This window comes from Halomonas ramblicola (genome assembly GCF_030409215.1).
Classification (GTDB): Bacteria; Pseudomonadota; Gammaproteobacteria; order Pseudomonadales; family Halomonadaceae; genus Halomonas; species Halomonas ramblicola.
In genome coordinates this window covers 102,988-123,959 of record NZ_JAUFPL010000025.1, presented here as the reverse complement: position 1 = coordinate 123,959, position 20,972 = coordinate 102,988, and the positions used below count along the sequence as shown (strand labels likewise).

Here is a 20,972-nt window from a genome sequence, read left to right as displayed (position 1 = left end):
TCAGGCAGAGGCCCGCCCGACCCAGGCCTCCAGGGCGGCCAGGGTACCCGACAGGCAGGCCGGCAGCTCGTCCACCACCCGCTGCGCCTCGCGATGGCGTCCCTCCTGAGCCAACCGCTCGAGCCGCGCGGCCAGCCCCGCCACCTTGACCGCCCCCAGGCTCGAGGACTCGCCCTTGAGCTGGTGGGCCGCCTGGCATGCCTGCTGTCCCGTCCCGTCCGATGCCAGTGCCGTCGTCAGCTCTGCCAGGCGCGCCTCGACCTGTCCCCGGTAGAGCTCGATCAGCGCGGCCAGGCCCTGCTCGCCGAGGCTGTCGCGGAGCGTCTGCAGGGTCAGGAGGTCGACCAGGGTCTCGTGGTCCATCGCCCCCCGGGCCGGCGCCTCGGCGACGGCAACGGAAGCGTCCTGGAGGTGGCGATTGAGCACCTCCAGCAGGGCCCCCTGCAGCAGCGGCTTGGTCAGGTAGCCGTTCATCCCGGCCGCCAGGCAGCGCGCCTGCTCGCCGCCGGGTCCCCCCGCGGTCATCGCCACCACCGGCACCTCCGCCGCCCAGCCGTGCCGCTCGCGCAGCCGGCGCGTGACCTCCAGACCGTCCATGCCGGGCATCTGCACGTCCATGAAGATCAGGTCGAAGCGCCGGTGCCGAAGGAATTCGAGTGCCGTCGCCCCGGACTCGGCGACGGTCACGCGACACCCCAGGCGTTCCAGCATCGCGGCGGCGACCCGCTGGTTGACCGGGTTGTCCTCCACCACCAGCAGGCGCGCCCCTTCCAGGGCCACCTGGCGCGGCTGCGACGCCATCGGCTCCCCGGTGGTGGCCTGCCGGGTGGGCACCAGGGGCAACACGCACCAGAAGCGGCTGCCCACCCCCGGTTCGCTGACCACCTCGAGGCGGCCGCCCATGGCCTCCACCAGGCGACGCGAGATCGCCAGGCCCAGGCCGGTTCCGCCATAGCGGCGCGCCGTCGAGGCATCGCCCTGGCGGAAAGGCTCGAAGATGCGCTCGAGCTGGTCGGGAGGGATCCCGCAGCCGGTGTCCGCGACCTCGAAGCGGATGGCCTCCCCTTCCTCCCGGCGCACCGCCACGCGCACCTCACCGCTCTCGGTGAACTTGACCGCATTGGAGACCAGGTTGAGCAACACCTGGCGCAGGCGTCCCGGGTCGGTCATGATCCTCGACGGCAGTTCGGGGTCGAGCCAACCGACCAGTTGCACGCTGCGGGCCTCCGCCCGGGGAGCGAACATCGCCAGGGTACCCTCCAGCAGCTCGCCGAGTGCCAGGGGCCGCTGTTCCAGCTCCAGGCGCCCCGCCTCGACCTTGGAGAAGTCGAGCAGGTCATTGATCAGGCCCAGCAGCAGGCCGGCGCTGTCATGGATGGTGGCGGCGTACTGGCGCGCCTGCCCCGCCGGGCATTCGTCCATCAGCAGGTCGCTCATGCCGATCACGCCGTTGAGGGGGGTACGGATCTCGTGACTGACCGTGGCGAGGAACTCCGACTTGGCCTGGCTCGCCGACTCGGCCCGCCGGGCCGTGGTCTCGAGTTCGCGGCTGAGCGCCTCCAGGTCGCGCCGCGCCGCGGCGTTGTCCCGGGCCTCGCGGAACAGCATCACCGCCACCAGCAACCCCGCCAGGCTCATGGCCAGGATCAGCACCAGCAGCAGGGCATAGAGCCGCTGCAGTTGCCGACGCTCGGCCGTGGCACTATCGGCCAGGTGACCGTTGATGGCGATGATCAACCGCTCGCTGCGGTTGCCCAGGACCTGCAGGCGCTCATCCAGGGCCTGGCGCTCGTCTGCCTCCAGGGTCTCGAGATCGGCGATCCACCGATCGAGGTCGTCGAGCCGTCCCTCGAGGTCTTCCAGCAACCGCACGGCGGCCGGCACGCTGTCGACGAACTCGGCGACCTCCCCTCCCCCGAGCAGGTGGATTCGACTGTAGAGCAGCTCGAAACGCAGCGACAGGCCATCCAGGTCGGCATCGGGCTGGGCCAGGTAGTTGCGCAACTGCACCACGTCCCGGTCGAGCTTGTAGGCATGCCAGGTGGTGTCGTTGCCGACGTTCTGGGCGAGGCTGTCCTGGCGCCAGGCGACCAGCCCCACCACCACCAGGGCCGCCACCAGGAGCAGCAGGGCACTGAGCATGCCCAGCCTGAGGCGCAACGGGAAACGCAGCATCCGACCTCTCCTCAGTCCCGTGACCCATCACAGCGCATGGATATGGCGCACCTGCCAGACCGAGCGGAAGCGCACCGTTTCGGTGTCCAGTTCGGGATGGGCATCGAAGGGATAGAGCACGAAGAGGGGGCCGAATTCCCGGATCGGCATGGGCCTGCCGTTGCGCCGCATGGCCAGGATCACGTCGTAGTCATGCAGTTCCGGGAGGGGGATCTCGGCCTCGAAGCCATTGAGGGCCCGGACCCGCACGCGTTCGCTGCGCACCCCGGCCGCCGCCAGCACGTCCCTCAACAGCGGCCCCGCGAAGGTGCCACGATCGTCGTGCCAGGGCGTCCGGGTCTCCACCTCCTGCCAGGCAAGCGAGGCGAGCATTTCGCGATCGAAGCGGGCCTCATCGCCGCTGTTGGCATGTTCGATGTTCCCGCTGATGGTCAGCAGCACCTTCCCCTCGGGGGGTGGCAAGGAGGAGTCCGCCCCCCAGGCCGGGAGCAGGAAGGCCAGCAGGGAGAGGGGAAACAGCAGTCGCAGGAAGCGGTGGCGCATGGCAAGGCCCTTTGCAGTCGCCTGGGATGCCGCCAAGCCTACCCGATCGGCGCGACGAGGTCAGTCCGTCGGGGAGGGATCCGTCGGATCGGGCAGCGTGCCCAGGCCCTCCAGCAGGCGGCGCAGGTAGTCGGCACGCGTTTCCAGCAGAGCATTGCGATGCAGCTGGCGGGACAGCCTGAGCATCGCCGGCTCCCCCAGTTCGGCGGCGATCAATTGATCGTGGTAGGCGTCGACCAGGGCCAGGTCGGCCTCGTGGCTCACCATCCAGGCTTCCCGGGAAGCCTCCAGCGCGTCCCGTGCCTCCCCGCCCAGCGACTTGTCGAGCCGCCCGGTCAGGTGCTCCACCTCCTCGCGCCAGCGGGACTCGGCCTGCTCGGCGCAGGCCAGCATCTCCCGGGGCCGATCCTCGGCCGCCTCCATGCAACCATGCAGGGCGTGGGCGATCTGCCGGCCGTCGTCGGTCGACTGGGCCAGCGGGGCCGTCGCAGGGAATGCCAGGCAGAAGCAGATCAGCAGGCGCGGGAACGACATGGGGGACTCGTGGCCGGGGCAAGGGGGAAGCGCTGGGGGGCGATGTCGCCCCCAGCATAGTGGCTGTACCGCCGCCAGGCGAGAGCCGCGAGCTAGCTGCGCAGCTGCTCATCCTCCAGTGGCTGCACGCGCACCAGGTCCTCGTAGGCGTGCCAGCTGGCATAGCCGAGCACCGGCAGGATCAGCGCCAGACCGATGTAGAAGGTCAACACCCCCACCAGCACGCAGCCGGTCAGGATGACCGCCCACAACAGCATGGGACGGAAGTTGCGCGCCACGGTGCGCACACTGGCCTCGATCCCTTCCATGAAGGTGAGGTCATGGTCCATCAGGGTGGGGATCGCCACCACGCTGATGGAGAAGGCGCCGAAGGCCAGGACGGCACCGATCGCGGTGCCCACGACGATCATGCCGAGCCCCTCGGGGGTGGTCAGCAGCGCCGCATAGAGGGCCGTGGGGCTAGGCACCTCGAAGCCGAAGAACAGCGCGAAGAGCAGGGTGGCCAGCCGGATCCAGGCGAGGAAGAAGATCATCATCATCACGCCCATCATCGCCAGCTGGCCGGCATGCGGGCGCCAGGCACCGAAGGCGTCGCCGAGATGGGGCGCCCGGTTCTCCTCCAGCGCGCGGCTGACCCCGTAGGAACCCACGGCCACCAGGGGGCCCAGGAACATGAAGCCGGCCACCAGCGGCAACAGCCAGTGCCAGAGGCCAAGGGTGATGGCCCCCGCCGTGATGGCGATGCTCAGGCCGACCCAGAACATCCCGTAGGCCAGGCTGATCACCGTGGCCTGGCGGAAGTCCTCGAACCCGGCGGCCAACCAGGCCCGCGGCCTGTCCATGCCGATCGGCCGAATGGTGATCTTGACACTGGGCGCTGCCGACTTGTCGCGAGATCTTGCGCTTGCCGCGTTCATGCTGTCACCCCTGTTTCCGCCTTGTCCTGCCCGAGTCCCTCGGGCCGCTGCCCCGCGGCCGGGTGCGTCACCCTGCCGCAGTGTGCCTAGGCACAGTCTTACTGTAGTCGACCCGATTGTGTCCTGCAGGCGGAGGGCTGCGACCACTTTCCACGCTTCCGTCGACGCTGTGAACGGCCGAGCCCCGGCGATGGCCGGGGCGGGACCTCAACGCACGATCATCACCGATACCTTGGAGTGGTGCACCACGTGCTCGGCGTTGGGGCCCAGCACGTAATCGGCGAACTTGCGCTTGTTGTGGGAGGCCATGACGATCAGGTCGACCTCGAGCTTCCTGGCCGCCTTGACGATCGCCTCCCAGGGCGAGCCATCGACGATCACGCTCTGCACCGCGACGTCTTCCGGCACGTGCTCCTGGATGAACCGGTGCTGGGCCTCCGAGACGGCCTCATGGGCCTTCTCGGCGAAGTCCTCGGGGAAGTAGGCCCCTACCAGCGGCATGCGGTAGTCCGGCAGCACCGTCACCACGTGCAGCGAAGCACCGAAACTGCGGCACAGCTCCAGGGCCGTGGGCAGCGCCTTGGCCCAGGAGGCCTCCTCGTTGAGGTCCACCGGCAACAGGATCTTGCTATACATGACGCTCTCCTTCAGCTCGTGGCAGTGGCGGCGCTGCGGTCGCGGCGACGCCGCTGCAGCACGACCACCAGGGCGAAGACCAGGAAGGCGGGGATCCACATCCACTCCTTGGTCCAGCGATCCACCGGTGCCAGCACCTGGACGATCTCCTGATCGAAGTCGAAGCCGAGGTCCGAGGCCTGGCTGCCGAAGGTGACCATGTCGACGACGGCGCGTTCGTCCTCGATACGCAGCTCCAGGCCCAGGTTCGCCAGGCGCTCCTCACCGGTCTCGCCCTCCGGCACCGGCAGCAGCATGTAGGTGGTCAGGGGATCGCCGAAGGCATCCTGGCCGGCGATCTGCAGGCGCAGGGTACTGTCTTCCCCGACGTTGCCGAGCGCCTCCTCGAACTGCGCCGGGGGCACCTCCCGGTAGGGATCATGGATCATGTCCATCCAGAAGCCGGGACGGAACAGGGTGAAGGCCACCAGCAGCAGCAGGATCGACTCGTACCAGCGGCTGCGGGCGAGCATGAAGCCCTGGGTCGCTGCCGCAAAGATCAGCATGGCGATGGTCGATACCACGAAGATCACGATCCCTTGCAGGAACGTCACGTCGATCAGCAGCAGGTCGGTATTGAAGATGAACAGGAACGGCAGCGCCGCGGTGCGCAGGCTGTAGTAGAAGGCCTGGAAACCGGTGCGAATCGGGTCGCCCCCCGAGACCGCGGCCGCGGCGAAGGAGGCCAGTCCCACCGGTGGCGTGACGTCGGCCATGATGCCGAAGTAGAACACGAAGAGGTGCACCGCGATCAGCGGCACCAGCAGGCCGTTCTGCTCGCCCAGCTGGACGATCACCGGCGCCAGCAGCGCCGAGACCACGATGTAGTTGGCCGTGGTCGGCAGGCCCATGCCGAGGATCAGGCTGAGCACCGCCGTGAAGATCAGGATCAGCATCAGGTTGCCCATGGAGATGATCTCCACCACGTCGGCCAGCACCAGGCCGACGCCGGTCTGGGAGACCGCGCCGACGATGATGCCGGCCGTGGCGGTGGCGATGCCGATGCCGATCATGTTGCGGGCACCGGTGACCAGGCCGTTCCACAGGTCCACGGCGCCCTCGCGGAGGTCCGCCGTCATGTCGCTGCGACCGCGGAAGATCGCCATGATGGGACGCTGGGTGAGGATGATGAAGACCATGAACACCGTGGCCCAGAAGGCCGACAGCCCCGGCGAGAGGCGCTCCACCATCAGGCACCAGATCAGCACGATCACCGGCAGGATGAACTGCAGGCCGACCATCACCGTGGGCCGGGTCTGGGGCAGCTTGTAGATGGGGGTGTCCGGGTCGTCGAGCTCCAGCTCGGGATAATTCGAGGCCACCTTGAGCAGCCCCACATAGACGGCCGCCAGTCCCACGGCCACCACCCAGGGAGTCGCACCGCCCAGCACCGGCTTGAGCCAGCCCAGGCCGTAGTAGACCGCCAGGGCGGTGATCATCATCAGCAGCAGGCCGCCGAGGAAGCCGATCACCTTGCGCACCAGGGGCTTGGGCGGATTGCTACTCTGAAGCCCCTGCATGTCGGCCTTCATGGCCTCCAGGTGGACGATATAGACCAGCGCGATATAGGAGATCAGTGCCGGCAGGAAGGCATGCTTGATCACCGCCACGTAGGAGATGCCCACGTACTCGACCATCAGGAAGGCCGCGGCCCCCATCACCGGCGGCATGATCTGACCGTTGACCGAGGACGATACCTCCACCGCACCGGCCTTCTCGGCGGAGAAGCCGACCCGTTTCATCATCGGCACGGTGAAGGTGCCGGTGGTCACCACGTTGGCGATGGAGGAGCCGGAGATCAGGCCGGTCATGCCCGAGGCCACCACGGCGGCCTTGGCCGGCCCGCCCTTGTAGTGGCCCAGCAGCGAGAAGGCGACCTTGATGAAGTAGTTGCCGGCACCGGCCTTGTCGAGCAGGGCACCGAACAGCACGAACAGGAAGACGAAGCTGGTCGACACCCCCAGTGCGATACCGAAGACCCCCTGGGTCGTCAGCCACTGGTGGTTGACCAGGCCGAAGAGGCTGACCCCGCGGTGGGACAGGATGCCCGGCATGTAGGGCCCGGCCAGCGAGTAAAAGATGAAGATCGAGGCGATGATCATCAGCGGCGGGCCGAGCGCCCGTCGCGTGGCCTCGAGCAGCAGCAGTATGCCGGCCACGCCGATGATCACGTCCTGCAGGATCGGCGCGCCCGGGCGCTCGGCCAGCTGTTCGTAGAACATGAACATGTAGGCGCCGCAGAAGGCCGCCGCCGCCGCCAGGACCCAGTCCTGGACGGGAATGCGATCACGGGGCGAGCGCTTGAGCGCCGGATAGGCCATGTAGGCCAGGAACAGCGCGAAGGCCAGGTGGATGGAACGGGACTCGGTGGCATTAAAGACCCCGAAGCCCAGCATGAACGGTAGCGGCGAGGCGATCCACAGCTGGAACAGCGACCAGGCGGCGGCGATGCTCACCAGCAGCTTGCCCGGGGTGCCGGCCGGTTTCCTGGCTCCCGAATCGCTGGAGGCGACCATGTCCTCCAGATCGACCTCGGCCCCGGCGGCTCTCTTGTTGTCCTCGGTCATGTGCGTACCCTGCCCTGAGTCATTGGTATGTCGTCCCGTCTTGGCGATGGCGATGCCTCACGGCACCCAAACAGAATGCGCGGCCCCCTCGGGTGACCGCGCATTCTTCACCGAGGTGTGATCACCTCAGACGAGCCGCCTTACTCGATCCAGCCCTGCTCGCGATAGTAGCGGGCAGCCCCGTCATGCAGCGGCGCGGAGAGGCCGGAGGAGACCATCTCTTCCGGATCGAGGTTCTCGAAGGCCGGATGCAGGCGCTTGAAGTTGTCGAAGTTGTCGAAGATCGCCTTGACGGTCTGGTAGATGATCTCCTCGTCGGCCTGGGCGGTGGTCACGAAGGTGGCCGCCACGCCGAAGGTCTCCACGTCCTCGTCGTTGCCGCGATAGAGGCCGCCCGGGATGGTGGCCTTGGCATAGTAGGGATACTCCTCGACCAGGGCGTCGATCTCCTCGCCGGTGACCGGGATGAGGCGCGCGTCCACGGTGGTGGTGGCCTCCTGGATGGAACCGTTGGGGTGACCCACCACGTAGACCATGGCGTCGACGTTGTTGTCGGCCAGAGCGGCGGCCTGCTCGGCGGCGTCGAGCTGGGACGCCAGGGCGAAGGTGTCCTCGGTCCAGCCCATGGCCTCCATCACCACTTCCATGGTGTTGCGCTGGCCGGAGCCCGGGTTGCCGATGTTGACGCGCTTGTCCGGAAAGTCCGAGAAGTGCTCGATGCCGGAGTCGGCACGGGCCACCACGGTCAGCGGCTCGCCGTGGACGCGGAAGACCGCCCGCAGGTCCTCGTAGGATTCCCCCTCGAAGTTGCCGGTGCCGTTGTAGGCCTGGTACTGGACGTCGGACTGCACCACGCCCATGTCCAGTTCGCCGGACTTGATGCCGTTGATGTTGGCCACCGACCCGCCGGTGGAGGGCGCGTTGCACTTGATGTTGGCGTCTTCCAGACGGTTCACCAGGCGACAGACGGACTGGCCCACCACATAGTAGACGCCGGTCTGGCCACCGGTGCCGATGGTGATGAACTGCTCCTCGTCCTGGGCGACGACGGGCGACGCGAACATCGCGGCCCCGAGAAGCGCGCCGGTGAAGGCGGCGGCAGAGAAAGCATGGCGTTTCATGAACACACCTCTTGACGTTGTCGGCAATCGAGCGGAGGGATCCTGACCTCGCGAGGCACCGAATCTACCACCCTCTCCTACTTTAGCGAAAAAACCATCGTTGGGGTAAGGCTTCCGCCCGCGATGGCTCGGGCAGAAACGCCGGTGACTCGGAGTATAGTCTAGCGACGATTTACGTTTACGGATCGTTAACTTTATGGTGCGCCGCACATAAAAAACCGCGCCGAAGCGCGGTTTTCGCGGGGTCCACGAGGGCCTCAGGAGGCCTTCAGGATCAGCTCACGCTTCTGCTCCTTCATGGCGGCGAACTCCTCCTCGTAGAAGAAGCGTGACTCGCCCAGCGCCGGCTCCAGGTGGTTGAGCCAGGTGGCGGCTGCGTCGTACTTCGCGAAGAAGGGGCGCTGCACCCAGTCCTCGTCGCGGCCCTGGATGAAACGCAATACGAACACGCGCTCCCCATGGATTTCCGTCACCCCCTGGATCTCCACCTTGCCCGGGTCGGCGGACATCGAGGGTCCGCGGGCGGTGCGTGCCAGGCCCGGCACCCGCTTGATCGCCTCGCGGTAGATCTCCCAGGCGCGCACCAGCGGCACCTCGAAGTAGTGGCGGGCGCCGGTGTCGCGCTCGACGAACATGTAGTAGGGGATCATGCCCAGGCGCACCTGGGTGGTCCACATGCGCGCCCACTGGTCGGCGTCGGCGTTGATGTGGCGGAGCAAGGGCGCCTGGGTGCGGATCTCGGCGCCGGAGGCGCGGATGCGGCGGATCGCCTCGCGGCAGATGGGGGTGTCCATCTCCTTCCAGTGGTTGAAGTGCGCCATGAAGGCGACATGCTTGCCGGCCGCCGTCAGCTCACGGAACAGCTCGAGAATATCCTCGGCATCCGGATCGGTGACGAAGCGATAGGGCCAGAAGGTCAGGCTCTTGGTGCCGATGCGGATGTCCTGGACGTGGTCCAGTTCCGGGGTCATCAGGCCCTCCAGGTACTGGCGCAGGTGCTTGGCCTTCATCACCATGGGGTCGCCGCCGGTCATCAGCAGGTCGGTGACCTCGGTGTGCTCGGCCAGGTAGCGATGCAGCGAATCCGCCTCGTTGGAGGCGAACTTGAGGTCCTTGTCGCCGACGAACTGCGCCCAGCGGAAGCAGAAGGTGCAGTAGCTGTGGCAGACCTGCCCCTGGCTGGGGAAGAACAACACCGTCTCGCGGTACTTGTGCTGCATGCCGGGCAACGGCTCGCCGTCGAGCATCGGCAGGTTGAGGTCCATCTGCCCCGCCGGGTGGGGATTGAGCTCGCTGCGGATGCGCTCGATCACCGGCTTCATCTCGGCGGCCGGCACCTCGCGGCGCAGCATGTCGGCGACCTGGTCGTAGTGCTCGGGCCTGAGCATGCCGCGCTGGGGGAAGGTGAGCTGGAAGACCGGATCCTCGGGGACGTCGTTCCAGTCGATCAACTCCTCGATCACGTACTCGTTGACGCGGAACGGCAGTACCTGGCTGACCACCCGCATGTCGAAGCGCAGGGCCTCGGGCAGAGCCTGGATCTGTCGGATCTTGTCGAGCTGGCGGTGGGTGTAGACCTTGAACTGGCGGGCCTCGAAGGCCTCGGCCTCGAGGCTGCCGAACTCGATGTTCACGCTCTGGTTCATCTCGCCTCCTCCTTACTTGTCCGGCGCCTTCCCGAACGCACGGGGCATCCGAGGCTCCGCCGCACAGGCCGGAGCCGCCGTCTTTCATCGGGGAGGCCATTGGTACAGAGTCGCCGGAAAAGTTGCAACTTTACGCGCCGATTTGCAACGAATGTCTCGAAAACTCAGGCTTTCCGCAACAATCCTTTCGACCCGGCGCGAGCCACGGGCACCCCGAGTCGGCCTCGATACACGGCCAGCGGACCGGCCTTGATGATCCGACGCCGGGGCGACCAGACTGGACTTACATCCCCGTGCAAGGAGGGTAAGGCAATGAGCCCGATCATCGAGTGTCTCCAGGGCGATATCGCCCGCCAGGCCGACATCGAGGCGGTGGTCAACGCCGCCAACGCCGAGCTGCGCCCCGGCGGTGGGGTGGCCGGCGCCCTGCACCGCGCCGCCGGCCCGGAGCTGGACCGGGCCTGTCGACCGCTGGCCCCCATTCGTCCCGGCCAGGCGGTGCTTACCGAGGCCTTCGCACTGCCCAACCGGTACGTGATCCACTGCCTGGGGCCGATCTACGGGGTCGACGAACCCGCCGAGGAGCTGCTGGCCGACTGCTACCGCAACGCCCTGGCACTGGCCGAGCAACACGGCATCGCCTCGGTGGCCTTTCCGGCCATCTCCTCCGGCGCCTTCGGCTACCCGCCCGAGGAGGCCGCGCGTACCGCGTTGTCCACGGTGACCGCCACCCTGCCCGACTGTCCCGGGATCGAGCGAGTGCGCTTCGTGCTGTTCGATGCCGCCAGCGCCGAGCTCCACCAACGAACCCTGGAGGCGCTGCAGACCCGGGGCTAGCGACCCCTCGGGCCGGCGAGCTGGTATCCTGGGGGCGACACTCGCTTTCATGGACGAATCGTGCCGCTTCGCGACCTGCTGCTGGGCCTCTCCGTCATCGCCATCTGGGCGCTCAACATCATCGTCATCAAGGTGGGCGTGGCCGACATGCCGCCGTTGATGATGACCACCCTGCGCTTCGCACTGGTGGCGGCGCTGCTGGTGCCCTTCCATCCGGTGCCCCGCCACCAGCTGCCCTTCCTGGGGCTGCTGTCGGTGACCTTCGGCAGCCTGCACTTCGCCCTGCTGTTCATCGGCCTGGGCCAGGCCGAGGCGGGCACCGGCGCCCTGCTGGTGCAGATGGGCACGCCCTTCGCCACCCTGCTGGCGGTGCTCTTCTTCGGCGAGCGACTGGGGCCGCGGCGCCTCGCCGGGCTTACGCTGTCCTTCGCCGGGGTGGTGGTGCTGGCCGGCGGGCCCACCCTGCCCTCGCCGCTGCCGCTGGCCATCCTGCTGGTCAGCGCCCTGGCCTGGGCCGTCTCCCAACTGCTGATCAAGCGCGGCCCCGACATCGCTCCCCTGGCCCTGGCGGGCTGGGTGGCGCTGTTCGCCACGCCCCAGGTGGCGCTGGGCTCGTGGCTGTTCGAGGCCGACCACCTGGCGACCCTGGCGAGTGCCGGCCTGGCCGGCTGGGGGGCAGTGCTCTACACCGCGGTGATGTCGTCGATCGTCGCCTACGGCCTCTGGTACGGCCTGCTGCGCCGCCACCCGGTGAGCCGGGTCACGCCCCTGACCCTGCTGATGCCGGTGGGCGCCGTGCTGCTGGGCGCGGCGCTGCTCGGCGACAGCCTGGGCATCCACAAGCTCGCCGGGGGCGGCCTGGTGATCGCCGGCCTGGCGCTGATCGTGTTGACCGGCCGCCGGGCGGCAGCGCGCTGAGCCTCACTCCTCCGGCGGGCGGCAGAACGCCTCGTTGCCCGGCCAGCTCACGCAGTCCCCTTCCTGGATGCCGAGCCGCTCGAAGGTCCCGGCATTGACCTCCAGGGCGGCGGCGTAGGGCGTCAGGGGGCGCGTCACCGGGCAGTCGGCAGCCTGCTCCGAGTCGCAGGGCTGCATGGTGTGCAGCGAGGCGATGCGTCCCGCCTCGTCGATGAAGGCGATGTCCAGGGGGATCCGCGTGCGGTACATCCAGAAGCCGTTGCGTCCCGACTGGGTCTCGCGGTAGAGGAACAGCATGCCGGCGTCCTCGTCGAGCTGCTCGCGCTCCATCAGGCCCCGGCTGCGCTCGGGCAGGGTGCGCGCCGCCTCGACGCGGAAGGCATAGCCCCCGTCCTCGGTATACACCCGCAGCGGTAGCGTCTCGGTCTCGTCGCTGTCGGTGGGGTCGGCGGCTACCGCCTGCATGGCCACCACCAGGGCCACCAGGCCCAGCCCCCCTCGGACGCGTCTCGTCAGGCTCATGTGCCACTCCTCGTGTTGGCCGGCGACCCCGCCGGCATCAGGTGAATCCCCGCCGCCAGCAGCGAGACCTGCACCGCCTCGCCGCGGGCCAGGCCGTTGCGTCGCGCCGCATGGGTGGCGATGTCGAAGCTCAGGGTGCTCGAAGTGTGCGCGAAGGCCAGGGTCACCGAGGCCATGCCGCCCAGTACCACCAGCTCCTCGACCCGGGCGGGCACCGGGTTCTCCCGCTCGCCCCGCGAGGGCCGCCCCCGGCGGTGCAGTACCACATCGGAGGGCGGCAGGTACCAGGCCAGGGTCTCGCCGGGGGCGCGCCCCTCCAGGCCGTCGGCCACCTCGAGCCGCCAGGGGCCCCAGGCCAGCCGGCGCTCGCCACCCTCCTCCACCACCTCGCCGGTGAAGACGTTGTGGCGATCCAGCAGGTGTGCCACCTCGGGGCTCGCCGGGCGCCGGAACAGCACTTCGGGTGTCCCCGCCTGGAGGGTGCGGCCGCCATGCAGCACGCAGAGCCGGTCGGCCAGGGCCGCGGCCTCGTCCAGGTCATGGGTGACCAGCACGATGGGGATGCGGATCTCCTCGCGCAGCAGTGCCAGTTCGCGCTGCAGGCGGCGACGGGTGACCTGGTCCACCGCCGAGAAGGGCTCGTCGAGCAGCAACACCCGGGGGTTGCGAGCCAGCGCCCGGGCCAGGGCGACCCGCTGGCGCTGGCCGCCGGAAAGCCGGGCGGGATGTCGCTCCTCGAGCCCGGCGAGACGCACCCGGGCGAGCCACTCGCCGGCCCGCCGGCGGCGCTCCGCGGGCGGCAGTTCGTCCAGCGCCACCATGACGTTGCCCAGCGCCGTCAGGTGGGGAAAGAGCGCATAGTCCTGGAACACCAGCCCCACCCGGCGCCGCTGGGGCGACAGGGCCAGCGGCCGGTCGGCGTCGAACCAGGTGTCCCCGCCGCACTCGATGCGCCCCCCTCGCGGCCGGTTGAGCCCGGCGATGGCGCGCAGCAGGGTGGTCTTGCCGCTGCCGGAGGGCCCCACCAGGGCCAGCAGCTCCCCCGCCGCGCAGTGGAAGTCGGCGGCCAGCGGGATGGGGCCCGGCTGGTGGAGGCTGACCGTGAGGCGCTGCACCTCGTCACTGCGTTCAGGCACGCCGCCACCTCCGCCGGCCCGCCAGGCCATAGACCACGCCGATGGTCAGGAAGGAGACCGCCAGCAGCATCGCCGACATGGCCGCCGCCCCGGACTCGTCGAAGGCCTGCACCCGATCGTAGATGGCGATGGCCAGGGTGCGGGTCTCGCCGTCGATGGCCCCGCCCACCATCAGGATGACCCCGAACTCGCCCAGGGTATGGGCGAAGGTCAGCGCCAGCGCGGAGACGACGCCCGGCCACACCAGCGGCAGCTCGATGCGCAGGAGCGTCTGGGCGGGTGACAGGCCGCTGCACCAGGCCGCCTCGCGCAGGTGGCTCGGCACCGTCTCGAAGGCGCGCTGGATGGGCTGCACGGCGAAGGGCAGGTTGACCACCAGGGAGGCGATCAGGATGCCGGAGAAGGTGAAGTTGAGACCGCTGCCGAAGAGGCGTTCCCAGACCCCGCCGAGGGGAGTGTCGGCGCCGAAGGCCTGCATCAGATAGAAGCCCAGCACCGTGGGCGGCATCACCAGCGGCAGCGCCACCAGCGCCTCGCACAGCGGCTTGCCCCGGAAGCGCGCCGTGGCCAGGGCACGCCCCAGCCACAACCCCAGCGGCAGCAGCAACAGGCAGGTGAACAGGGCGAGGCGCAGCGAGACCGCGAGAGCCGTCCAGTCCATCAGTGCGCCTCGCGGTCGGGTCGGCGGAAGCCGTAGGCGGCCAGGACCTCCTGGGCCTCGTCCTGCTGCAGCCAGGCATAGAAGGCTCGCGCCGTCTCGCCGGCGCCCTCGACCAGCACCATGCGCTGCACCAGGGGCGCGTGCCAGGCCTCGGGGATCGGCACGTACTCGCCGCGCTCGGCGATGGTCGGCGCCAGCACCAGGGACAGCGCCACCAGGCCACCCCGGGACTCCCCGGCCAGCGCGAAGCGGGCCGCCTGGGAGACGTTCTCGCCGAGCACGCGCAGCGGCTCGCTGTCCTGCCACAGGCCGGCATGCTCGAGGACCTGGTGCGCCGCCACCCCGTAGGGGGCGTGCTCGGGGTTGGCCAGGGCCAGGCGCGGCCGCCCTTCCCCCGCCTCGTAGGTGGCGATCGCCTCGCGCACCCCGGCCAGGGGATCCTCGTCGTGGGGCAGGTCATCGCGTCCCGCCCCCTGCAGCCAGGCCAGTCCGCCCAGGGCATAGACCACGCCCTCGTCCTCGGTACGCCCCTCGTCATGCAGCGCCAGCACGCTGATTTCATCCGCCGACAGGAAGAGGTCGAAGGGAGCCCCCTCGGCGATCTGACGGCGGAAGTTGCCGGAGGCACCATAGTTGAGGCGTACGCTGAGTCCGGTCTCGGCACGGAAGGCGTCCGTCAGTTCGGGCATGGCGAACTGCAGCGATGAAGCCGCCGCCACGGTGGGCACTTCGGCCCGCGCCACCAGCGGCAACCACCACAGCATGCCCAGCAGCAGGGCGCGACGTCCTGGTGTCATGGGTCTTCCCGGTCGGCCTCGATGCGGGCATTGTCGGCCAGGCGGCCGACGCGAACAAGGCGGCACTCGCCCCCGCACCGCCTTCCGCTGACCTGGATCAGGCCCTTACTGGCCTTCCAGCAGGGCCGCCTGGCCGAAGATCGCCCGCAGGTCGGTCTCGGCCTCGCGCGGCCCCAGGTCGAGCAGCTCCTCCAGTCCTTCCAGGTGCCGCTCGATGGCGCGCCGGGCCCCGGCGGCGTCGCCGTCGCGCAGGGCCGCCAGCAGCCGCGGGTGATCCCCCTCCAGGTAGCAGGAGGCCAGCGAGGGCCGCTTGTAGAGGGCGATGACGATGGAGGTACGCAGCACCAGGTCGGTGAGCATGGCGCCCAGCACGCGGTTGGGCGAGCGCTCGGCGAGGCGGTGATGGATGGCCAGCGAGCGCTCGATGCGCAGCGGCTCGTTGCCCCGGGCATGGGCCTCGGCCTCCGCCTCGGCCTCCGCGTCCAGGACGGAGAGCGTTTCGGCATCGAGTTGGCCGGCCAGCAGGGCGGCGACCTCGCCCTCCACCAGGCGTCGGGCGGCGAAGGTTTCGCGGGTCTCCTCGACGCTGGGGGCACGCACCCGGGAGACCTGGTTGGGACGTTGGTCGACGACGTGGTCGGCGGCCAGGCGGGTCAGGGCGCGGCGCACCACCGAACGGCTGACGCCGAAGATCTCGCCCAGCGAGACTTCGGGGAGCCGGGTGCCCGGCGGCAGGCGCTGGGTCAGCACCGCGTGGCGCACCCGCTCGACGATATGTCGGTCGCTGATGCGCTCCCCGGCGCGGATGGCGGCCTCCACCTCCTCTTTCCAGCTGTTGCTCATCGCTCCCCTCGTTTTCGCCGATCAAGCCTGGGGTAACCTTCGCACTTTTTGTCTTGGCTGACCACACTGGAGAATAAGGAATGTATACAAACCATCACGAAACCCGTCGACTCGACCGTTCGCCACGGCAGACTCGCGTGTCGCCAAATGACCGAGCCCGGTGAGAGGTCCGCCGCTGCTCACCTCGCGTCGCGTCGCTCCGCCAGGAGCGTCGTCAGCTCCCGGGCCTCTTCCCGCAGCCGGGCGGCGGCCGGAGCCGCGTCCCCGAGCTCGCCGGCGCGGGCCGTCGTCTCCAGCTCGAGAGCCCGGCTGCCCAGTGCCCGCGCGCCCACCACCAGGGCCGCCCCCTTGAGGGTATGCGCCGCCTGGCGCAGGGCCTGGGCATCCGCCGCGGCAATGGCCGCATCGATCGCGTCCAGCAGTCGCGGTGATTCGGTCAGGAACAGCTCGACCATCTCCCCCAGCAGGGCGCGGTTGCCCTCCAGGTTGGCCAGCGCCTCCTCCCAGTCCAATTGGGGAGCACTGCTCCCCGCTGCGGGTGAGCGAGGGGCCAGGGAGGCGAGCGTCGCCTCATGGGGCGACGCCTCCACCGCCCGATACAGCTCCGCGGCCCGGAACGGCTTGGTGACGTAGTCGTCCATACCGGCGGCGAGGCAGCGTTCGCGATCCTCCCGGGTGGCGCTGGCGGTCATGGCCACGACCCTCGAATGCGCTCCGGATGCGGCCTCCCGACGGCGGATCTCGCGGGTCGCGGCCAGGCCGTCCATCACCGGCATATGGATGTCCATCAGCACCACGTCGAAGGCCTCCCGGGCGATCGCCTCCAGGGCCTCGACCCCGTTGCACGCCAGCTCGACGTCGTGGCCACGCTGGGTCAGCAGGTCGATCGCCACTTTCTGGTTGGTGAGGCCATCCTCCACCAGCAGCACCCGCCGCACGGCCGTTTCCCGGGGACGCTCGGCCACCCCGATGCGGTCGCCCCGGGCGGCCAGTCCCAGGGCCTCGCCCACGGCATCAAGCAACTCCGACTGCTTGACCGGCTTGAGCAGCTGCCGGGAAATCCCCAGGCGCCGGCGCAGCGAGGCATCGCCCGCGCGTACGCTGGAGGAGAGCATCAGGATCTTCGTGTCGGCGAGCTCGGGACGCTGGCGCAGCCGCTCGGCGAGCTGGTAGCCATCCAGCCGCGGCATCATCACGTCGAGCAGGGCCAGCGGGAAGGGCGTGTCCTTGGCCTGCTCCACGGCCGCCAGGGCCTGGGCCCCGTCGGCGACCACCGTCGGTCGCATCCCCCAGCTCATCAGTATCTCCTCGAGGATCATGCGGTTGGTGCGGTTGTCGTCGACCACCAGCACGCGCTGTCCATGCAGGCCGTGGAGGGGCGGCGCCGTGGTGGACTGGGCATTGGCCAGGGAAAAGTCGATGGCGAAGGAGAAGCAGCTGCCCTGCCCGTTGCACCCGCTGGTGATCTGGACCCGTCCGCCCATCATCTCCACCAGCTGGGCGGCGATGGCCAGGCCCAGGCCAGTGCCGCCATGGGAGCGGGTGGTCGAGCTGTCCGCCTGGCCGAAGGCCTCGAAGATGCGCTGGCGTTGGGCCTCGGGGATGCCGATGCCGGTGTCGCGCACCTCGAAGGCGATCCGCGCACGCCGTTCGTCGAGGTCGGCGAGGCCCAGGTCGACCACCACCTCGCCGGCCTGGGTGAACTTGATGGCATTGCCCACCAGGTTGACCACCACCTGGCGCAGCCGCACCGGATCGCCCAGCAGCCGGTCGGGAATCTCCGGGGGAATGTGCACCGCCAGTTCCAGCCCCTTCTCGTCGGCCTGTATCGCCAGGGTCTGCAGGGTGTCGCTGAGGGTATCGCGCAGCGGGAAACTCACCGACTCGAGCTCGAGCCGGCCGGCCTCGATCTTGGAGAAGTCGAGGATGTCGTTGATCAGCCCCAGCAGGGTGTCGGCGGACTTCTGGATGATCGCCACGTACTCCGCCTGCTGCTCGCTGAGCTCGGTGCGTTCGAGCAGCTCGGCGACGCCGATCACCCCGTTCATGGGGGTGCGGATCTCGTGGCTCATGTTGGCCAGGAACTCGCTCTTGGCCAGGCTGGCCCGCTCGGCCACGTCCCGGGCCCGCTTCAGCTCCGCCTGGGAGCGACGCAGCTCCTCGGTGGTGGCCTGCAGTTCCGCGGTGCGCTCGGCGACCTTCTCCTCCAGGCGATGGCGGTGCTGCTCGAGCTCGGTGATGTCCGAATAGACCGCCACGTAGCCGCCGTCCCCGGTGCGATGCTCGCTGATCAGGATGGAGAGGCCATCGCTGCGGGTGAACTGGTAGGTGGTATGGGGATCGCGGTGCTGGGCGAGGCGCTCGGCGATCCACGCCTCGCCGGAGACCTGCCCCTGGGGTACCAGGCCGCGCGCCACCACCTCACGCAGAATCGTCTCGAAGCTCATGCCGGTTTCCACCACGTCGCCGGGGGTGACGAAGTGCTCCTTGAAGCGCGAGTTGTAGAGCACCAGGCGGTCGTCGGCATCGAACAGGGCGAAGCCCTCGGCGATGGACTCCAGGGCCTCGGTGAGCTGGTCGTGTGCCGCCTCGGCCCGGGCCTGGGCCTCCTCGGTGAGCCGCACCTGGGCCTCCAGGTGCTCGCGCTGACTCTCCAGCTCGCTGATGTCGGCATAGATGGCCGCCACCCCGCCACCCCGGGTGCGCCGCTCACTGATGCGCAGCGTGCGGTCGCCGGTACGGACCGTGAAGGGCGGGCCCGGCCGGCGACGCTGGGCGAGGCGCCAGGCGATCCATTCCTGCGGATCGCGCTCGCCGACCCGGATGATGCCGCGCTCCACCACGGTGCGGATCAGGTCCTCGAAGCGCATGCCCGGCACGATCATCTCGGGCACCCCCGAGTAGTCGCGGAAGCGGGCGTTGCTCACCACCAGCAGATCGTCGGCGTCATAGAGGGTGAAGCCCTCGGAGATCGACTCCAGGGCCTCGAGCAGCTGCTGGTACTCCGATTCGGCACGCCGGCGAGCGGCACGTTCCTCCGCCAGGCGCTCGACCAGCTCTCGCTCGCGCTTGGATTCGTTCATGGCGCTCCTAGGGGAAGATGCCGCGCAACAGCTTGGCCTCCGTGACCCGTTCGACTCCCTCGATCAGCGCCGCGGTGCGCATGTCCAGCCTGTCCTGCCGGGCCCGGCGCAGGGTGCGCTGGAAGGCGTCGAGCAGGATCGCCTTGAGCCGGGCGTTGATCTCCTCCAGGGTCCAGGTCAGGTTCTGCATGCCCTGGACCCACTCGAAGTAGGAGACGGTGACCCCGCCGGCGTTGCCGAGGATGTCGGGCAGCACGAAGATCCCGCGCTCGTGGAGGATCTCATCGGCCTCGAGCATGGTGGGCCCGTTGGCCCCCTCGGCCAGCAGCCGGCAGCTGATGCGGCCGGCATTCTCGACCGTCACCTGGTTCTGCAGCGCCGCCAGGACCAGGATGTCACAGTCCAGCTCGAGCAGCTCCTCGGGGTCGATCTCCTCCGCCTCGGTATAGCCGGCCAGCATCCGGTGGCGGTCCACATGGGCCTGCAGGGCCTCCACCGGGAGCCCCTCGCGCCGATACAGCGCGGTGGAGACGTCGCCCACGCCGACGATGCGCACGCCCCGTTCGGCGAGGAAGCGCGCCGCATGGCTGCCCACGTTGCCGAAGCCCTGGACCACGGCGGTGGCGCCGGCGAGCTCGAGCCCCAGCTGCGCCGCCGAGGCCTCGATCAGGTAGACCAGGCCGCGCCCGGTGGCCTCGCGGCGTCCCAGGGAGCCCCCCAGCACCACCGGCTTGCCGGTGACCACCGCCGGCACTGAATGCCCCACCTGCTGGCTGTAGGTGTCCATCAGCCAGGCCATGACCTGTTCGTCGGTGCCCAGGTCCGGGGCCGGGATATCCTTGTCGGGGCCGATCATGTCGATGATCTCGGTGGTGTAGCGCCGGGTCAGGCGCTGCAGCTCCGGCTTGCTGAGGGTGGTGGGATCGACCCGCACGCCGCCCTTGGCGCCACCGAAGGGCAGGCGCATCAGGGCGCACTTCCAGGTCATCCACATGGCGAGCGCCGCCACCTCGCCCAGGTCCACCTCCTGGTGATAGCGGATACCGCCCTTGGTGGGCCCCATGGTCAGCACGTGCTGCACCCGGTAGCCGAACACCGTCTCCACCTGACGGCGGTCGTCGCGGAAGAAGGGAAAGGAGACCATCTGGGCGCGCTGGGGAAACAGCAGGCGCTGGCGGATGTTGTCGTCCAGGTTCATGTACTGGGAGGCCTTGAGGAACTGCTGCTGGGCCAGGCGGAACATCGGCGAGTCCCACTCGCCGCCCCTGGCCCGCGCCCGTCCCAGGGTATAGCGCACCGCGCGCCCCAGGGAGGCGCCCTTGAGGTGCGACTTGACCAGGTAGTCGTAGGCCCCGGACTCCACCGCCCGGGCCGCCAGCTTGACGTCGTCGAGGCCGGTGAGAATGATCACCGGCACCTGGGGCGCCACCAGGCGCACCCGCCACAGGGTCTCCAGCTCCTGGCTGTCGGGCAGCACCAGGTCGAGCAGCACCAGGTCCACCTTGCCCCGGGAGAGCCGGGTCAGCCCCAGGTCGAGACGCTCCACCGCCTCGACCTCGCAATGCAGCTGGGCATCGGCCTTGAGCAGCTCCTGGACCAGCCGGCTGTGCAGCGGGTTGTCCTCGATCAGCAGCAGGCGAATCGGCGCTTCGGACATGACGGGTCTCCTCGCGAGGGGCCGACCCTGGCCAGGCCATCCTGGGGAGTGGCGCGCCCGCCGCCCTGTCAACCCAAACGGGCCCCACTCGCCTACAGCGTAGGCCAGCGGAGCCCGCTCGGCGTCGTCCGCGGGGTGTCAGGGTACCCGGAGGATCTTCAGGGTATTGGTGCCGCCGTGGGCGTTCATCTCGTCGCCCCGGGTCAGCATCACGTGATCGCCCGGCTCGGCGATGCCCTTCGCCACCAGCAGCGCCAGGGCCCGGTCGTTGAGCTCCTCGGCCGCCATCTCGCTGGTGTCGAAGGGCAGCGACACCACCCCGCGGTAGAGCGCCATGCGT

18 protein-coding genes are annotated in these 20,972 nt (G+C 69.3%); 2 read left to right on the top strand and 16 right to left on the bottom strand.

From position 1 onward, the window contains the following. From QWY80_RS09355 to QWY80_RS09320, 8 genes are all read right to left on the bottom strand, one after another. Nucleotides 1-2,175, bottom strand: a complete 2,175-nt coding sequence (locus tag QWY80_RS09355) for an ATP-binding protein (protein WP_290230656.1) — start codon at nt 2,173-2,175, stop codon at nt 1-3. Between the two features lie 27 nt (nt 2,176-2,202). Continuing rightward, a complete protein-coding gene (locus QWY80_RS09350; RefSeq protein WP_290230653.1) occupies nt 2,203-2,718 on the bottom strand; it encodes a putative pterin-binding protein in 516 nt (171 codons plus the stop codon). A 60-nt stretch (nt 2,719-2,778) separates the two neighbouring features. Then, nucleotides 2,779-3,252, bottom strand: a complete 474-nt coding sequence (locus QWY80_RS09345; protein ID WP_290230650.1) for a lysozyme inhibitor LprI family protein — start codon at nt 3,250-3,252, stop codon at nt 2,779-2,781. A gap of 92 nt (nt 3,253-3,344) precedes the next feature. Further along, a complete protein-coding gene (locus QWY80_RS09340; protein ID WP_290230647.1) occupies nt 3,345-4,169 on the bottom strand; it encodes a DUF2189 domain-containing protein in 825 nt (274 codons plus the stop codon). A 207-nt stretch (nt 4,170-4,376) separates the two neighbouring features. Continuing rightward, on the bottom strand, nt 4,377-4,805 hold the full coding sequence (locus QWY80_RS09335; RefSeq protein ID WP_290230644.1) for a universal stress protein: 429 nt from the start codon (nt 4,803-4,805) through the stop codon (nt 4,377-4,379). Between the two features lie 11 nt (nt 4,806-4,816). Beyond that, on the bottom strand, nt 4,817-7,411 hold the full coding sequence (locus tag QWY80_RS09330; RefSeq protein WP_290230642.1) for a TRAP transporter permease: 2,595 nt from the start codon (nt 7,409-7,411) through the stop codon (nt 4,817-4,819). A gap of 140 nt (nt 7,412-7,551) precedes the next feature. Continuing rightward, a complete protein-coding gene (locus tag QWY80_RS09325; protein WP_290230639.1) occupies nt 7,552-8,532 on the bottom strand; it encodes a TAXI family TRAP transporter solute-binding subunit in 981 nt (326 codons plus the stop codon). Between the two features lie 257 nt (nt 8,533-8,789). Further along, complete coding sequence (locus tag QWY80_RS09320; RefSeq protein WP_290230637.1) at nt 8,790-10,178, bottom strand: KamA family radical SAM protein; 1,389 nt, start codon at nt 10,176-10,178, stop codon at nt 8,790-8,792. A 312-nt stretch (nt 10,179-10,490) separates the two neighbouring features. On the opposite strand from QWY80_RS09320, the gene QWY80_RS09315 reads away from it, so the two are divergent. Both QWY80_RS09315 and QWY80_RS09310 read left to right on the top strand, forming a co-directional pair. Continuing rightward, nucleotides 10,491-11,015, top strand: coding sequence for a macro domain-containing protein (locus tag QWY80_RS09315; protein ID WP_290230635.1), 525 nt, complete (start codon nt 10,491-10,493; stop codon nt 11,013-11,015). Nucleotides 11,016-11,075: 60 nt separating this feature from the next. Beyond that, nucleotides 11,076-11,933 (top strand): DMT family transporter, encoded by an 858-nt coding sequence (locus QWY80_RS09310; RefSeq protein ID WP_290230633.1) that lies wholly within the window; start codon nt 11,076-11,078, stop codon nt 11,931-11,933. A 3-nt stretch (nt 11,934-11,936) separates the two neighbouring features. Here the strand turns inward: QWY80_RS09310 and QWY80_RS09305 are convergent, their stop codons facing one another. The 8 genes from QWY80_RS09305 to QWY80_RS09270 all read right to left on the bottom strand — a co-directional run. After that, nucleotides 11,937-12,455: a DUF192 domain-containing protein gene (locus QWY80_RS09305; RefSeq protein WP_290230631.1), complete on the bottom strand. Its 519-nt coding sequence runs from the start codon at nt 12,453-12,455 to the stop codon at nt 11,937-11,939. Next, nucleotides 12,452-13,591, bottom strand: a complete 1,140-nt coding sequence (locus QWY80_RS09300; protein WP_290230630.1) for an ABC transporter ATP-binding protein — start codon at nt 13,589-13,591, stop codon at nt 12,452-12,454. Before QWY80_RS09300 ends, QWY80_RS09305 begins: the two co-directional genes overlap by 4 nt. After that, nucleotides 13,584-14,252 carry a molybdate ABC transporter permease subunit gene (modB, locus tag QWY80_RS09295; protein WP_290230627.1) on the bottom strand — a complete coding sequence of 223 codons (669 nt, stop codon included), beginning with the start codon at nt 14,250-14,252 and terminating at the stop codon, nt 13,584-13,586. The genes QWY80_RS09300 and modB overlap by 8 nt, the downstream gene beginning before the upstream one ends. Further along, nucleotides 14,252-15,049, bottom strand: a complete 798-nt coding sequence (modA, locus tag QWY80_RS09290) for a molybdate ABC transporter substrate-binding protein (protein WP_290230625.1) — start codon at nt 15,047-15,049, stop codon at nt 14,252-14,254. The genes modB and modA overlap by 1 nt, the downstream gene beginning before the upstream one ends. Nucleotides 15,050-15,154: 105 nt before the next feature. Next, the gene (locus QWY80_RS09285; protein ID WP_290230622.1) at nt 15,155-15,892 is read right to left on the bottom strand and encodes a GntR family transcriptional regulator; all 738 of its coding nucleotides are present in this window, start codon (nt 15,890-15,892) and stop codon (nt 15,155-15,157) included. A 179-nt stretch (nt 15,893-16,071) separates the two neighbouring features. Beyond that, entirely contained in the window at nt 16,072-18,975 is a 2,904-nt protein-coding gene (locus QWY80_RS09280) for a response regulator (protein WP_290230619.1), read from the bottom strand. A 7-nt stretch (nt 18,976-18,982) separates the two neighbouring features. Further along, a complete protein-coding gene (locus tag QWY80_RS09275; RefSeq protein WP_290230616.1) occupies nt 18,983-20,632 on the bottom strand; it encodes a Glu/Leu/Phe/Val dehydrogenase dimerization domain-containing protein in 1,650 nt (549 codons plus the stop codon). A 138-nt stretch (nt 20,633-20,770) separates the two neighbouring features. After that, on the bottom strand, nt 20,771-20,972 hold a 202-nt coding region (locus tag QWY80_RS09270; protein ID WP_290230613.1), incomplete at its 5' end, for a pyruvate kinase alpha/beta domain-containing protein.

Excerpts from the sequence above, each read along its gene's own strand:
- QWY80_RS09355 (WP_290230656.1), bottom strand. The coding sequence starts at position 2,175 with ATGCTGCGTTTCCCGTTGCGCCTCAGGCTGGGCATGCTCAGTGCCCTG.
- QWY80_RS09350 (WP_290230653.1), bottom strand. The coding sequence starts at position 2,718 with ATGCGCCACCGCTTCCTGCGACTGCTGTTTCCCCTCTCCCTGCTGGCC.
- QWY80_RS09345 (WP_290230650.1), bottom strand. The coding sequence starts at position 3,252 with ATGTCGTTCCCGCGCCTGCTGATCTGCTTCTGCCTGGCATTCCCTGCG.
- QWY80_RS09340 (WP_290230647.1), bottom strand. The coding sequence starts at position 4,169 with ATGAACGCGGCAAGCGCAAGATCTCGCGACAAGTCGGCAGCGCCCAGT.
- QWY80_RS09335 (WP_290230644.1), bottom strand. The coding sequence starts at position 4,805 with ATGTATAGCAAGATCCTGTTGCCGGTGGACCTCAACGAGGAGGCCTCC.
- QWY80_RS09330 (WP_290230642.1), bottom strand. The coding sequence starts at position 7,411 with ATGACCGAGGACAACAAGAGAGCCGCCGGGGCCGAGGTCGATCTGGAG.
- QWY80_RS09325 (WP_290230639.1), bottom strand. The coding sequence starts at position 8,532 with ATGAAACGCCATGCTTTCTCTGCCGCCGCCTTCACCGGCGCGCTTCTC.
- QWY80_RS09320 (WP_290230637.1), bottom strand. The coding sequence starts at position 10,178 with ATGAACCAGAGCGTGAACATCGAGTTCGGCAGCCTCGAGGCCGAGGCC.
- QWY80_RS09315 (WP_290230635.1), top strand. The coding sequence starts at position 10,491 with ATGAGCCCGATCATCGAGTGTCTCCAGGGCGATATCGCCCGCCAGGCC.
- QWY80_RS09305 (WP_290230631.1), bottom strand. The coding sequence starts at position 12,455 with ATGAGCCTGACGAGACGCGTCCGAGGGGGGCTGGGCCTGGTGGCCCTG.
- modB (WP_290230627.1), bottom strand. The coding sequence starts at position 14,252 with ATGGACTGGACGGCTCTCGCGGTCTCGCTGCGCCTCGCCCTGTTCACC.
- modA (WP_290230625.1), bottom strand. The coding sequence starts at position 15,049 with ATGACACCAGGACGTCGCGCCCTGCTGCTGGGCATGCTGTGGTGGTTG.
- QWY80_RS09285 (WP_290230622.1), bottom strand. The coding sequence starts at position 15,892 with ATGAGCAACAGCTGGAAAGAGGAGGTGGAGGCCGCCATCCGCGCCGGG.
- QWY80_RS09280 (WP_290230619.1), bottom strand. The coding sequence starts at position 18,975 with ATGAACGAATCCAAGCGCGAGCGAGAGCTGGTCGAGCGCCTGGCGGAG.
- QWY80_RS09275 (WP_290230616.1), bottom strand. The coding sequence starts at position 20,632 with ATGTCCGAAGCGCCGATTCGCCTGCTGCTGATCGAGGACAACCCGCTG.